Consider the following 14,252-nt stretch of genomic DNA (forward strand, 5'->3'; position numbering starts at 1 on the left):
TTGTGAGTGGTGAGCGGTGAATAGTTTGTTTTATTTTTTTTGTAAATAATTTCTTGTACCAAGCAACAATTTTCCAACTGAATTAAGTTGGTTTTTTAATGTTTCAGATTCTTGAATAAAACCCAATCGTACAGATAAATAATATTGAGTCTCAACTTCAGAAAGCGAGCCTAATGCAATACTTATAAACTGTATAAATTCCTTATCGCTTTTTCTTGCCGCTCCTTCTGCCACATTTGATGGAACAGAGACCGCAGAACGTCTTATTTGACTTGTAAGCCCGTAAATTTCTTCTTTAGGAAACTGAGCGCTAATTTTATAAATAGCTTCAACTAGATCCATGCTCTTTTTCCACACATCCATGTCTTTATGATTCATACCTAAAGCATTACTTACTATTCTCCTGCGCACCATTCACGGTTCACCGTTCACAGTTCACAGTTCACAGTTCACTAATAACTACTTACACAATTCCGTCAACAATTCCGTAGGAAACAGACTCATCAGCACCCATCCAATGGTCACGATTAAAATCTTTCATTACCTTCTCAAATGTTTGTCCGCAATTATCTGCTAAAATCTGAGCACTTAATTCCTTAGTTTTAATAATTTCTTGAGCTGTAATCTGAATATCACTTGCTTGTCCACTAGCACCTCCACTAGGCTGGTGAATCATAACACGCGCATGTGGTTGGATAAAACGACGTCCTTTTTCACCTGCCGAAAGCAACAAACTTCCCATCGAAGCTGCCAATCCAGTACAGATTGTAGAAACAGGACTTTTTATCGACTTAATAGTATCGTAAATAGAAAAACCTGAAGTAACATATCCTCCCGGACTATTTATATAAAATTTAATCTCTTCATTATTAACCGAATCTAAATATAGCAATCTATCTACCACGTGGCGTGCACTTTTATCGTCTACCATACCCCATAGAAAGATAGTTCTATCATCTAACTGCTGACTTTCAATTCTATCTTGAACTTTTACTGTTTTCTTTTCCATACAAATGTCCTTGCCGTAACAAGGGTACTTTTTAAATTAACTTACAATCTTACTAAAATAAGAAAAGGCTTAACATATCGCCAAGCCTTTTATAATTTAATTTTCTAAACTTATTACAAAAGCTTATCAATCGCTTCTGCGTATACATTTTTAGGAGCAACACCTACTTGGCGTCCTACTAATTCACCTTTATCAAAAATCAAAACAGTTGGAATATTACGAACTCCGTACTTCGCTGCAAATTCTTGATTTGCATCTACATCTACCTTTCCAACAACTGCTTTACCGTCGTATTCGTCACTAATTTGATCAATGATTGGTCCAACCATTCTACAAGGACCGCACCATGCTGCCCAAAAATCAACCACTACGGGTTTATCACTTTTTAATACTGTTTCTTCAAACGTTGCGTCTGTTATCTCTAAAGCCATACTATTTGTTTTAATTACTAACACAAAAGTAGTCAAAAAAAACTCGATTCCTTACAACCTTTACATTACTTTAGACAATATCCGTATCGATTAATCTTATCATGCGGGTTGCCTTTTATTCGGCGCTGCCCAATAAAAAGCACCGGGCTTTCAGCTATATCCCCGATTCTCATCGGGGGATGCCGCTTCTATCCCTACCCGAAACACTTAAAACCCCTTTCTTATCATACATCAATGCACACCTTCAAAACCCATCGTATTTTTGAATAAAATTAATACCGTTATGAGCTACACATTAGAACAAAATACCGAAAAAAACCGCTTCGAAGTGAAAGTAGAAAGCGCAACTGCCATTGCAGAATACAAACTATTCCCTGGCGGAATTGCATATACCCACACCGAAGTTCCTAAACAATTAGAAGGCAAAGGCATAGGGAGCTTTATTGCGAAAGGAATATTAGACTACGCTCAAGAGCATAACTTACACGTAAAACCCTATTGCTCTTTTATAAAAGCATACATAGACCGACATCCTGAATACCAACAAAATTCAGTATTTCACAATAAAGATTTACAAAATGAAAACTAAAACCATAGAACGTATTGTAGCACCAAGTACCCCTCATTTTGTGGGCGACGGATTTAGAGTGCACAATTTTATACCGGGCAGCCAAGGGTTGAGTATGCCTCGCATGACGCCTTTTATCATGTTAGACTACAATTCCAAATTTTACTTCCCTCCTTCCGAAGTACCTAAAGGTGTCGGCGTACATCCGCATCGTGGTTTCGAAACGGTGACCATTGCCTACAAAGGAAAAGTGGCACATCACGACAGCAGCGGCGGTGGCGGTGTTATTGGCGAAGGCGGCGTACAATGGATGACGGCAGCTTCAGGAGTATTACACAAAGAATACCACGAAGAAAGCTTCAGTAAAACGGGAGGCGACTTTCAAATGGTGCAATTGTGGGTAAATTTACCCGCTGCACATAAAATGTCGAACCCAAAGTATCAAGCAATTTCAAAAGAGGAAATGGCAACGTACACCCTTCCGAAGCAACAAGGAACTATAGAAGTAATCGCCGGAGACTACAACGACGTAAAAGGATCGGCTTCCACCTTCACCCCATTACACATGCTAAACGCACGTTTGCACAAAGGCGGAACAGCAAACTTTTCATTTCCTGAACACTACACCACCTGTTTGTTAGTGATAGAAGGAAGTATTACCCTTCAAGATTCCGAAGTAATCGCAACCGATCATTTGGTATTGTTTGAAAACGAAGGCGAAAACATCACAATCACTGCTTCAGAAGAGGCTGTTGTTCTCGTATTAAGTGGCGAACCTATTCTCGAACCTATCGCAGCACAAGGTCCGTTTGTAATGAACACCAAAGAAGAAATTGCACAAGCCATCACCGATTACAACATGGGTAAATTTGGTTATTTAGAAGATTAAAAAATAAATTATGAAAACAATCACACACAAAGCAAACACACGAGGACATGCCAATCACGGTTGGTTAAACTCTCACCATACATTCAGTTTTGCAAACTACCAAGATCCAGAACGCATGAATTTTGGAGCCTTACGCGTTCTAAACGACGATACAGTTTCTGGCGGAAATGGGTTTGGCGCACATCCGCACCAAAACATGGAAATTATTTCCATTCCGTTGGAAGGCGATTTGCAACACATGGACAATATGGGCAACTCGACGGTTATTAAAGAAGGTGACGTGCAAATAATGAGCGCCGGAACCGGAATTACACACAGCGAATACAATAAAAACAAAGAGATTGCTGTAAAATTTCTTCAAATCTGGATGTTTCCGAATAAAGAAAATGTAAGCCCGAGATACGATCAAATTTCTACGGCTTCCATCGCAAAAGAGAATGAGTTTTATCAAATTCTGTCACCCAACAAAGACGATAGCGGAGTTTGGGCACATCAAGACGCTTGGTTTCACTTGGGGAGTTTTGACAAAGACACCACAACCAACTACACCTTTAAAAAAGAAGGTAACGGACTTTACGTCTTCCTTTTAGAAGGCGAAATTGAAGTGGAAAATCAGAAACTCGAAAAAAGAGACGGCTTCGGAATTTGGGATACAAATTCGGTTGCTTTTACTACTTTTAGTGGCAGCAAAGTGTTGCTCATGGAAGTTCCTATGAATTTTTAAACTGAAATCCTATGTCAAACATCAATACCATCGTACCCGAAAGAGCCGCCAATATTGGTAATTTTATGGTAGGACGCTTGCTTCCATTTCGCCAAAAAAGAATGGTAGGCCCTTTTGCGTTTATCGACCATATGGGACCCGCAACATTATCCGAAACCGAACATCTGGACGTAGCACCACATCCGCACATCGGATTGTCTACGCTCACCTATCTTTTTGAAGGGCATATAATGCACCGAGACAGCATTGGTTCGGTGGTAGAAATCAGTCCAGGAGCCGTGAATTGGATGACAGCAGGAAAAGGGGTGGTACATTCAGAACGGACACCAGAACGCTTTCGAGGGGTGAAAAAGTCACTCCACGGACTTCAAATTTGGGTGGCGCTTCCGAAACATTTAGAAGGGATGGAGCCTTCTTTTAGTCATGTTGAAAAAGAAGACATTCCCACTTGGCAACAAGACGGCGTTACTGTGAAACTGATTGCTGGAAAAGCATTCGGAAAAGAATCGCCAGTTCCCGTGCATAGCGACTTGTATTTTATAGAATTAAAAAGTGATATCCGACAAAAAGTTTCTATCGGTAAAGATCTTTTTGGAGAGAGTGGCTTGTACATTTTAGAAGGTGCCGTGCATAGCGAAGGCAACACCTATGAACCCAAACAACTTCTCGTTGCCAACGACAGTACGCTATGCGAATTTGAACTAGAAGCGAAAAGTACGGTGTATCTTTTTGGCGGCGAACCCTTTCCTGAAGAACGTTTTATTCATTGGAATTTTGTGGCTTCAGAAAAAGAAATGATAGAAGAAGCGAGAAATAAGTGGATTGCACAAACCTTTCCGAAGGTTCCGGGCGAAACAGACTTTGTTCCATTACCGCGTTAATAAAAAACAGCCCCGTTATTTTAAAAATCATTTCCGATTTCAAAAACAAAAGAGCTGCCTTAACAAACTTCACAAAAAAATTATACCATTGCCAACTCCTGTACTTTCAAAACATTAGATGGAATTTTCGTTCCATTTGTAACAACTGTTGGCGAAACAGGAGCTCCGTTATCAGACACTATAGAATTTACATAAGTGATAGAATTTTCAATATTGTACTCCCTTCTGAAACCAATAAGTTCTACCGTAATATTACGTTCTGCAGCACCTTCATTTACAAAGTCTTTTATTAGCTGTAGCACATCATAATCTATATAAACTGTTGCAGAAGCATCCAACACAACTTTACTATTTTCTGGTAAATGAGCAAAAGTTTGCTTTATTGCTGCTTTATTTAAAAATGATACTTCTTGTGCCAATTCCATTTGTATGGTCTCCCCTTTAGTATGCTTGTCTTTTTTAAAAAAATAAGCCAATTTTAAATTTCCTCGTAAAATAAAATAAACACTTACAGCCAAACCAATTCCAACTCCAACCAATAAGTCTGTAAATACAATAGCAACTACAGTTACTAAAAAAGGAATAAATTGAAACTTTTTACTGTTATGCCACATATGAATAAATATTCGAGGGCTCGCTAACTTATATCCAACAACTAGTAATACCGCTGCAAGGGAAGCTAAAGGGATTTTATTTAATAAAGACGGAATTGCTAAAACTGCTATCATCAAAAAGAAACCGTGGGAGATGGCCGCAATTTTAGTTCTACCTCCAGAATTCACATTTGCTGAAGTCCTAACAATTACAGATGTTACTGGAATCCCTCCAATTAAACAACTCAACATATTCCCAACACCTTGTGCTTTTAACTCTCTATTCGTATTTGTATATCTTTTTAACGGATCCATCTTATCTGCTGCCTCAATACACAATAAGGTTTCTATACTAGCAACAGCGGCTATAGTAAGCGCTACTACCCAAACGTCTATATTTACAATTTGCGAAAAGTCTGGCATACTAAATTGATTCCAAAATTGATTCATAGATTCTGGAATAGGGAGATTAACCAAATGCTCTTGACTTATCACCAAAGAAGAACCTGTTGCTTTTAAAGTTTCATTAATTGCAATACCAACTAATACCGCAATTAAAGCCCCTGGAATAGATTTTAATCGCATCAAAAAAGGGACTTTCTTAAATGCTATTAAAACCGTTAGCGAAGCCAAGACCACCAACAAGGCTCCTGGATGAATATAATTGATTGTATTTGCCAGAGTTACAAATATTTGATGCTGCCCATCAGCGTTGATAAAGAAGTAATCGCCTTCGTGCATTTCATCAAAACCCACTGCGTGCGGGAGCTGTGATAAAATTATAATGATTCCAATTGCTGCGAGCATCCCTTCAATAACGTTAGAAGGTAGGTAATTTGAAAGTACTCCAGCTTTAACAAACCCTAGCGTAATTTGGATTATCCCCGCCAAGAAACCAGCTAACAAAAAGGCTTCAAACGAACCTAAACTTGCTATAGCAGCCAACACAATCGCTGTTAACCCCGCTGCCGGTCCAGAAACACTTAATTGTGAACCACTAAGAGCCCCAACCACAATACCCGCTACCACACCTGAAATGATTCCAGAAAACAATGGGGCGCCACTCGCCAAAGCGATTCCTAAGCATAGTGGTAATGCGACCAAGAAAACCACCAATCCTGACTTAATATCAGACTTTACATATTTTGTTGTGAAATTTTTCATAGCTATTATTTTAAAATTTTATGAATTGAAAAGGCTTACAAGAGAAAACTTTCGCTGTGGTTCTTCATCAGTTACATCCAAAGAAACTTCAACAACGTTATTGACACACTTTTTTAAATACTTTGTGGTATCAAACCATTTATGATTTGGACTATGAGAGAAGGCCCCTTTCGGAACAACAGCATCTTCTACATCTAATTGCTTCAAAAAATTCTGGAAAGAATAAGAGTTGATTCCTGTAAATAACTCAAAAGAAATAGCCTCAATATGGTTTTCGTGCTCAAGAATTAAGCGACGTTCATACGCTATAAATTCATTGCTTAACTGTTTGCGAAATTGCTCTTTTGCTTTAAAGTGGGTAACCTCCCAACGAGTGTCTGGTAACTTATAACCCGCAATGAGAATAATTTCTAATTTGGTATTTGGAAAATTTAAAATAGCATACTCGACAAGCTGTAAAGACTCAACGGTAAAATCTGTAGGAATTAGTATCTTTTTCATAGTTTTTAACTTTTAACCAAACTTAATTGGCAAAAGTTAAAACAGAATAAGAATGAAATTAAAATGAGATTAGAATGCTAATACCCCTCTAAAATTAGAGGTGCTTTTTGTTTTTTAACTTAATTTTAACTATTGTACCCCTATTTTCTTGGGAGTAAACTCGAATTTCTCCAGAATGCATTTTTATGATTCGATACGCCAAAGGAAGTCCAAAACCAAAACCTTCAATCCCTCTTACATTAGAAGCTCTGAAAAATGGTTCAAAAATATTTTTCAATTCGTCTTCAGGAATTCCCACTCCCTCATCTTTTATAGTGAGTAAAATATGATCGGAATCTGATACAATTTTTAAGGTTACTTTTTTCTCTTCTGAAAACTTACAGCCATTTTCCAAGATATTACTCAACGCAACATTCAGAAGTGACTCACTTCCTAAAAGGGTAATGCAATTTTCATTTTCAGGCAGTCCTTCAAAATCTAAAATAATTTTATTATCAGGAATAGACACATCGAGGTTCTTCTTGATATCCAATACCAATTCATCAATCCGTAAAGCTTCAATCACCAACCCCTTAGAGTCAAAGTCTGTTTTCGCAAGCTTCAGAAGTCCGTTTACTAAAAAATCGAGTCTCGCCGCCTCTAATTCGATGTTTTTCAGTGTTGAAAGATAATCTTCTACACTTCGTTCTTTATTGAGCGCAATTTCGGTCTGACCTAAAATAGCTGTTAAAGGATTCCGAAGTTCATGCGATGCATTATTAATAAAATTACTCTGCAAGTCGAACGAGATTTGCAATCGATCTAGCATATTGTTAAACGTGCGTGATAAATCTGCCAACTCATCCTTTCCATGAGTCGTGTCCAACCGAAGTGATAGGTTTTCAGCACGTATTGAGTTCACCTCTTCTATAATTCTTAAAATCGGACTTAAGGCTTGCTTCGCGAAATAATGCCCTAAAAAGAATATAAAAATAATACTCACAAAAAAGGCTGCGATGAGGATGTTTCGCAGGTTGTCTAGCTTTCCAAATCCGTACAAATCTGTAGCTGAAAGCACCACTATAAAATCTCCTTTATCATCATGATACAACAATCCTGTATAGTAATACTGATCTTGCTTTAGTTCGGCATATTTTTTTGTAAATATTTTTTTATAAAAACGTTCAGGCAAAGTAGTATCTAAAGCCACCAAAGGCTTTTTTCGCTTCGCATCTACAGGGTAGATAACTTCCTTTTCGTTGGGCAAAGTTTGTAAGTGACGAAGCCTTATATCTTCATAAATATCAACATTCAAATCACCTTCATCCAAATACGCTTGTGCGGCAATAGTAGCTCTCTGACTTAACCGTAAATAAAATTCTCGTTCGGTATATTCTTTCGAAAAATAATAAATAAAGATAAAAATACCTGTTAAAAACAAGCTCGTTAAAACAACGAAAATAGATGTAATTTTTGTCCGTAATTGCATAGAATAGCTTATTCTTCTTTCAATACATACCCCATACCAATAACGGTGTGAATTAGCTTGTTATCGTACTGCTTATCTATTTTATTTCTTAAATAGTTCACATACACATCGACAACATTGGTCCCTAGATTAAAATTGATATCCCACACATTCTCCAAAATATCCATTCTACTTAACACCTTATTCCTGTTTTTTAATAAATATTCCAGCAATCGAAATTCGGTAGAGGTTAATTTTACTTCACTCCCAGCACGCTTCACTTGTTTTGCATCCCCATCCAATTCTAAATCGGCCAATGTCAATAGTTGTTCTTCATTTACAGGAACCCCAATCGTTCGGGTACGAGCTCTAATTCTAGCTAACAATTCCTTAAACTTAAAAGGTTTCAGCAGGTAATCGTCTGCACCTGCATCCAGTCCCTTTACAATATTCTCGGTTGTTCCTAAAGCGGTAAGCATGATGATGGGAAGTGTAGCATAGCCCAAATTTCGTATTTTTTTGGCAACCTCTCTTCCATCCATTCCTGGCAATATAATGTCGAGCACTACCAAATCTATTTCTTTTTGCTTCAGTAACTCCAAGCCGTTTGCACCATCGTATGCCACAAATACCTTATACCCTGATTCTTGCAGTCCTTGGCTTATAAATGCCGCCACATTGGGTTCATCTTCTATGACTAATATTTGTTTTACGATAGTAGTAGGCTTTAAAATATGGGAAACACACAAAGATACCTATTTACTAAAAAATACATTTTAGCACCACGTTAGAATTGCATTAGAATTTCAATATTTAAAAAACTTAAAACATGACACAATTAGATTAATACGGCTTAAAATTTTTGGCCGCCAATTCTTTGCGCACCCGACTTAAGCTTTCGGGCGTCATTCCCAAATACGAAGCAATCATCCATTGCGGAACACGAAGCAACAAATCTGGATATTGGGTAATAAACGTGAGGTATCTTTTTTCTGCCGAAGCGCTTAGCAACAAATTAATGCGTTTTTGCAACTGCCGAATGTGATTGTGCAACAGTTTTTTATTAAACTGCCGAAAGGTTTCACTCATTTCTGAAGCCTTGTTGATAAAATCGTCATTTACAAACACCGCTTCGGTATCTTCAATGGCTTCAATACTAAAATAGGCAGGATCGTTAAAATAAATACTCCCGCGATCGCCTGTAAACCAATTTTCGGGTGCAAACTGAACAATGTGCTCCTTCCCCGCTTCATCGAGCGTATAGGTTCGTAACAAGCCTTTTTCCACAAAAATCGTATCGCGACAAATGTCACCTTCTTTCAACAACCGCTCCCCCTTTTTAAAACTTCCCGCTTTCAAAAAAGGCTCCAAGGCAGCAACCTCAGTAAGAGTGAGACCGCCGTTTTCCACGAGATAGGATGTGATATTTTTAATAGGCATTGTGCTGTATTAGTTGTTTTTTGAAGCTATTTCCTGCTTTCCGCTCCAATCTTTTTAGTCATGCTTCCTAAAAAGGATTTCCACTGCAATCAGGGCTAGGGCTTGGAAGTTTATTTTTTAAGTTTAGCTGACATTGAATTTAAACAAGGACTCACGTCAAAATACAACCCTTCCAACCCTGCATCATTCTCAGCAACGGTTAAGTAATCGTAATGTTCAATTAACTGTTGCATGCCTCCAAAATCAAGACCGACAATTTGTATCAAATCATATTCATGCGCCGTGTAAATCACATAAAACGAATCTTCCTTAGAAGTCCCATCACCTGAACTTATTAATGCATCCACAATCATATCACGGCGGCGAATTGTTTTATCGTAATTCTCTCGATCCCTTAATTGCTCATACACATATAACTGACGGTTATAAGACCGTAAATCAAATGGATTTGTTTTTAAAATGGTTTCTGAAAACTGAAGTACATTCGTTAAATCGTCAGGGCTCAGTGTTTCTTTTTGCATGATAACACGTAGCGTATCATTCAATTTTGAGCGAGAATAGGGCGAATAGTTCTCGTTAAAGGAATAACCATAATACAAATGCCTTTTTTCCTCCAACGTTAAGGTTGTATCTGCTTCCACAAAGCGCCCCATCAAGGTTTCATAAAATAGCCCCGAATTTTTATTTTCTATGTTTTTCTTAATAACGCTGTAGTCGGGTTTTTCAAACTCCCAATTTTGAGCATATCCCAAAAAACTGACAACTAAAAATGACACTAGTAGTAGATGTTTCATGTGGTGGTGTTATTTTAAATAAATTTCGTCTCTTATGTAACTCGCATTTAGCCAAAAACAATGTTTAGTATATTCCTTTACTCCTGTTAACTTATCCGTAAGAGGTAATTTATAAGTATCATCAGCATTTCTTGTATGTGGCCTAACGTGACTTATTCTGTTTTCTGTTTTTTTGGGAAAATAGATTTGTCTTAAAATATTGGCTTTTCTTCCTATGATTTTTTTGACTGAGTATGAGCATAATTTATAAAAATAAGAAAATTTAATATTAATTATGATACACATTGTATGTTGACTAAAGCATACAATAAGTATAGTTTTAATAAATGATTAATAAATTTCTTTTACAAGAATTTGGTAACAGAATTCGGGAATTAAGAACTCAAGAAAACTTGAGTCAAGAACAACTTTCTTATAAAACAGGATTTCACAGAACTTATATAGGAATGATAGAAAGAGGTGAAAGAAATATTTCACTTACTAATATGGCTATTTTTTCTAAAGCCTTCAATTTAACACTTGACGAACTATTAAAATTTGATAACGCAAAAGAATTACTTAAAAAGTATAAATTAAAAACTGAAGATTAAGTTTTCAATAGTCAAGCATTTTAAAATGGCACTTAAAAAAAAGAATATGAGTATAGAAAATATTAGACAATTTATAAAAGAAAAAGCAGAAGAATTCGGTGCTAAGATGGACAGCGAATTCAATAAGTCTTATGTTGAAAGGAATAACACAGGACAAGAACCACTTAAAGACAATGGTGCTTATTTTGGCTTTATTCACCCAGAAGAAGAAGTATCTGGTCCATTTCATGACTTTTCTTTAACAATATTCCCTAATGATCAGAATAAACCATGGCTTGTTTGCCTCGGAATTGGTTCTAGTGGTTTTAAAAATGACTATGAACTTGCAACCTACCCTGGATTAAGACGATTGTTTTCTAATTTAACAAACGAAAGAGGCTTTTGTAAAACGGATTTTTCAGATATAGAAACTAGCTTACCTAAATCAATCACTGGAAACCCAAGCTTACAGCATATAAAAAACACTATTAAAACTTACACCAAAGTTTTACCTACTTGTCAAATCGTTAATGACCCGGAAAGCGAAGAAGGAAAAGAAGTTATTGCAGCGTTCGTAGCAGGTTATGCAAAGCTTAGAGACTGGCCTACTAACAAAGACCATCGAAAAGCAGTTACTGTAGCACTAGAACCTTTTCTTAAAACAGAAATTAATGATAAAGCAGAAGAAGTTGAGAGCCTATTAATGGAGCGAAAATATATTGTTCTTCAAGGTCCTCCAGGAACGGGAAAGACGAGAACAGCAAAAGGGGTTGCAGACAATATTAATGCAATGACATTTTTTACCCAATTTCACGCAGAAACTAGTTATTCCGACTTCATTTTTGGATTAAGACCTGACACCGCAAACGAAAAACTTCGATATAGAGGTTATTTAGGTAGTTTCTCGGAAGCATTGAAGCATGCCGTTGAGCATAGCTCAAAAAAAGTCGTTTTAATCATCGACGAAATAAATAGAGCTAACCTTTCAAATGTTTTAGGACCAATTTTTTACTTATTCGAACATAAGATGGATGTCTCAAACGTAGAAATTGAAATTTCGCCTAATTTCAAAGTAAAGAAACTACCTAACAATTTTTTCGTGATTGCTACTATGAATTCAGCCGACAGAAGTTTGGCTGTTGTAGATTTTGCCTTGAGAAGAAGATTTGCTTGGTATCCCATGACTCCAAAAATCATTAATGGCCAAAATAAAAAACTTGAGAATGTCTCTGTTAATAAGGTACCTAATGAAGAGTTTTTCTTTAAAGAAGACTTTGCTGTTATCGAAGAAATTTTTAATTGGTATGCTTCAAGTACTGAATTAAACCTTCAGCCAGGTGAAGGGTACTTCATTGCTAAAAATGAAACGGAAATGCTGAATAGAATCCGTTACGAAATCTTTCCTTTGATTAAAGAATATTTGCAAGAAGGGCTTTTACGAAATGCTAAAGAAGAGTTCAATAATTATTTCTCTACAAGAATAAACTTATCTCTCTTTGAATGACAAAATCATTAGATGTATTTTGTGAAATACCTTGTTTAACTGAACAATCAAGACAGTTAGGTGGACTTGCGTTACAGAAAAAATGGTTCAAATCGGCAGACAAAAGAGTCATTGGACAATACCTACAAAAATTTATTGACTACAATTCAGAACAATTTAAATTCTTGGGGGTTCAACCTTATATAATTGGTTCAGACCAAAGTACGGCATTAGCCTTTCATACATCAGGGTTCATTGGCTCTATTCCATTAAGAGCATCTGATACCGGAAAGCAAATCGGTGATTTTGTGGTAATGCCCAGATTTACCGGACCTGATAGATTTGAGGATTATATTGAAATTTTAGACTTACTTGGAACAGAAATTAGTCCAGAATTCAGTGACAGTTTGCCTCTAGCATCGGGTAAAAATTTTAGACCACCGTTATATTTAGAAGCTGTAAAATTTATATCGTCTCTTGAAAAGTTGACAATGAAACCTTGGTGTAAGTTTGACAACGTTGAAAAAATTTTAAATCAACCAACTGGACAAGTAAACTGGACGAAATATATCAATTCAGAATATAAAATCGAAAATCGTTTAAAGTTTCCCGTTAGAGCCAACGTATTAAGCGAGTTTCACACCGAATATGCTGAGATTAGATATGTATTCGACATTTGTAAAAGTGAACTCCTTTCAGCTAATACACCACAAAGAATTAAAAATACTCTTAGAAATAAATTAAACTTTCTTGAAGAGCGTTTATATCACCATAAGCCAAAAACAACAAATAAATTAATTATTGGGTTATCAGAAAGTCCTGTAGTTAAAAAATGTAAGGAGCAGGCAAATAAAATTTTAAATTTTAACCTTGTTGACAGTACAGCTTGGCGTGTTGACTTCTCTGATGTATTTGAAAAGTTTATACAACATATCTTTAGAGAAGCGGCAAAAGAAACTGGTGGAAGGCTTTATTCCAACTTCAAATTCCATTCTAAAACATCAAAGCACTATTCTTGGGAACTAAAGCATATTGAGCCAGACGCTATCTTTAAGAAAGAAAATTTCTTGGTTTTTATAGACGCCAAGTACAAATCAAACCTATACAACAAGTTTGACCAAAGCGAAACTCTGAAAGAAGTCCACAGACACGATTTGCATCAAATAATGGCCTACTCTTCTTTCAGTAAATCTGATTTAAAATATGGATTTCTTTGTTATCCTTCGAATCAAATAGAAATTAAAAGCATTGAATATAAAAACGGAATAAATAAAGTGACAAATACAATATTGATTTTGGGAGTACCCTTGAAAAAGGATTCCATTGCGGAAGCAATGCGACTATTGACAAATAAACTTATCGAAATTGAAAGAAAAGCAACAACCGATTAATACACAGTATAGTTAATTGGCGAAGCATTCCGTATTCGAGAATTTCGCCCGTATTATAAACATTAGAATTGTTAACTATTGGAGAGAGTAATAAGAAATAGAAGAATCCTATTTCTTATTAATTTATAGAAAGTTCAATTTCAAAATTTGAGTTTTCAAACTCAATTAAAGCTTCAGGTTTTGAATATTTATAAGCATCAATAAATTCTATTTTTTGGTTTATGTCAAAAAAATAATATGCCATTTCCTTTTTATACAAAAGCCAAGTGGTATTTATGAACCCATTTTTTTTAAGAAGCTGGAAACCAATATATTTATTTTCGGAATCTAATTTTTCTATTATTTCTTGAATTTTCATTTAATTTAAT

Annotated in this window: 17 protein-coding genes; 7 read left to right on the forward strand and 10 right to left on the reverse strand. The window is 36.1% G+C overall.

Annotated features, from left to right (window positions below):
• Nucleotides 1–30 precede the first annotated feature (30 nt).
• The 3 genes from BLQ00_RS02390 to trxA all read right to left on the reverse strand — a co-directional run bounded on the left by BLQ00_RS02390 (nt 31) and on the right by trxA (nt 1,440).
• Nucleotides 31–378, reverse strand: a complete 348-nt coding sequence (locus tag BLQ00_RS02390; RefSeq protein ID WP_093139992.1) for a four helix bundle protein — start codon at nt 376–378, stop codon at nt 31–33.
• A gap of 85 nt (nt 379–463) precedes the next feature.
• A complete protein-coding gene (locus BLQ00_RS02395; RefSeq protein ID WP_093139995.1) occupies nt 464–1,009 on the reverse strand; it encodes a ClpP family protease in 546 nt (181 codons plus the stop codon).
• A 113-nt stretch (nt 1,010–1,122) separates the two neighbouring features.
• Nucleotides 1,123–1,440, reverse strand: a complete 318-nt coding sequence (gene trxA / locus BLQ00_RS02400; RefSeq protein WP_093139998.1) for a thioredoxin — start codon at nt 1,438–1,440, stop codon at nt 1,123–1,125.
• 283 nt (nt 1,441–1,723) lie between these two features.
• On the opposite strand from trxA, the gene BLQ00_RS02405 reads away from it, so the two are divergent.
• From BLQ00_RS02405 to BLQ00_RS02420, 4 genes are read left to right on the forward strand one after another with little or no spacing between them, the layout of a single operon-like run.
• The gene (locus BLQ00_RS02405; RefSeq protein ID WP_093140001.1) at nt 1,724–2,029 is read left to right on the forward strand and encodes a GNAT family N-acetyltransferase; all 306 of its coding nucleotides are present in this window, start codon (nt 1,724–1,726) and stop codon (nt 2,027–2,029) included.
• A complete protein-coding gene (locus BLQ00_RS02410) occupies nt 2,019–2,897 on the forward strand; it encodes a pirin family protein (protein WP_093140004.1) in 879 nt (292 codons plus the stop codon). The genes BLQ00_RS02405 and BLQ00_RS02410 overlap by 11 nt, the downstream gene beginning before the upstream one ends.
• Before the next feature lie 10 nt (nt 2,898–2,907).
• Nucleotides 2,908–3,621 (forward strand): pirin family protein, encoded by a 714-nt coding sequence (locus BLQ00_RS02415; RefSeq protein ID WP_093140007.1) that lies wholly within the window; start codon nt 2,908–2,910, stop codon nt 3,619–3,621.
• Between the two features lie 11 nt (nt 3,622–3,632).
• The gene (locus BLQ00_RS02420) at nt 3,633–4,502 is read left to right on the forward strand and encodes a pirin family protein (RefSeq protein ID WP_093140010.1); all 870 of its coding nucleotides are present in this window, start codon (nt 3,633–3,635) and stop codon (nt 4,500–4,502) included.
• 80 nt (nt 4,503–4,582) lie between these two features.
• Here BLQ00_RS02420 and BLQ00_RS02425 read toward each other — a convergent pair whose 3' ends face one another.
• The 6 genes from BLQ00_RS02425 to BLQ00_RS02450 form a co-directional block, all read right to left on the reverse strand.
• Entirely contained in the window at nt 4,583–6,259 is a 1,677-nt protein-coding gene (locus BLQ00_RS02425) for a SulP family inorganic anion transporter (protein ID WP_093140013.1), read from the reverse strand.
• A gap of 18 nt (nt 6,260–6,277) precedes the next feature.
• On the reverse strand, nt 6,278–6,760 hold the full coding sequence (locus BLQ00_RS02430) for an adenine nucleotide alpha hydrolase family protein (protein WP_093140016.1): 483 nt from the start codon (nt 6,758–6,760) through the stop codon (nt 6,278–6,280).
• A gap of 94 nt (nt 6,761–6,854) precedes the next feature.
• Nucleotides 6,855–8,228, reverse strand: coding sequence for a HAMP domain-containing sensor histidine kinase (locus BLQ00_RS02435; protein ID WP_093140019.1), 1,374 nt, complete (start codon nt 8,226–8,228; stop codon nt 6,855–6,857).
• Between the two features lie 8 nt (nt 8,229–8,236).
• On the reverse strand, nt 8,237–8,956 hold the full coding sequence (locus tag BLQ00_RS02440) for a response regulator transcription factor (protein WP_229792581.1): 720 nt from the start codon (nt 8,954–8,956) through the stop codon (nt 8,237–8,239).
• 94 nt (nt 8,957–9,050) lie between these two features.
• The gene (locus BLQ00_RS02445) at nt 9,051–9,647 is read right to left on the reverse strand and encodes a Crp/Fnr family transcriptional regulator (RefSeq protein ID WP_093140022.1); all 597 of its coding nucleotides are present in this window, start codon (nt 9,645–9,647) and stop codon (nt 9,051–9,053) included.
• Nucleotides 9,648–9,757: 110 nt separating this feature from the next.
• Complete coding sequence (locus BLQ00_RS02450) at nt 9,758–10,441, reverse strand: DUF4919 domain-containing protein (RefSeq protein WP_093140025.1); 684 nt, start codon at nt 10,439–10,441, stop codon at nt 9,758–9,760.
• A gap of 326 nt (nt 10,442–10,767) precedes the next feature.
• Between BLQ00_RS02450 and BLQ00_RS02460 the strand changes: the two genes are divergently transcribed.
• Genes BLQ00_RS02460 through BLQ00_RS02470 form a run of 3 tightly spaced genes read left to right on the forward strand, consistent with a single transcriptional unit; the run spans nt 10,768 to nt 13,884 of the window.
• Entirely contained in the window at nt 10,768–11,031 is a 264-nt protein-coding gene (locus BLQ00_RS02460; RefSeq protein ID WP_093140028.1) for a helix-turn-helix domain-containing protein, read from the forward strand.
• Between the two features lie 46 nt (nt 11,032–11,077).
• Entirely contained in the window at nt 11,078–12,514 is a 1,437-nt protein-coding gene (locus BLQ00_RS02465; RefSeq protein WP_093141876.1) for an McrB family protein, read from the forward strand.
• Nucleotides 12,511–13,884, forward strand: a complete 1,374-nt coding sequence (locus BLQ00_RS02470; RefSeq protein ID WP_093140031.1) for an McrC family protein — start codon at nt 12,511–12,513, stop codon at nt 13,882–13,884. Before BLQ00_RS02465 ends, BLQ00_RS02470 begins: the two co-directional genes overlap by 4 nt.
• A gap of 118 nt (nt 13,885–14,002) precedes the next feature.
• On the opposite strand, the gene BLQ00_RS02475 is transcribed toward BLQ00_RS02470, so the two are convergent.
• Nucleotides 14,003–14,242, reverse strand: coding sequence for a hypothetical protein (locus BLQ00_RS02475; RefSeq protein WP_093140035.1), 240 nt, complete (start codon nt 14,240–14,242; stop codon nt 14,003–14,005).
• Between the last annotated feature and the right edge of the window lie 10 nt (nt 14,243–14,252).

The organism is Ulvibacter litoralis, assembly GCF_900102055.1.
GTDB classification, from domain to species: Bacteria; Bacteroidota; Bacteroidia; order Flavobacteriales; family Flavobacteriaceae; genus Ulvibacter; species Ulvibacter litoralis.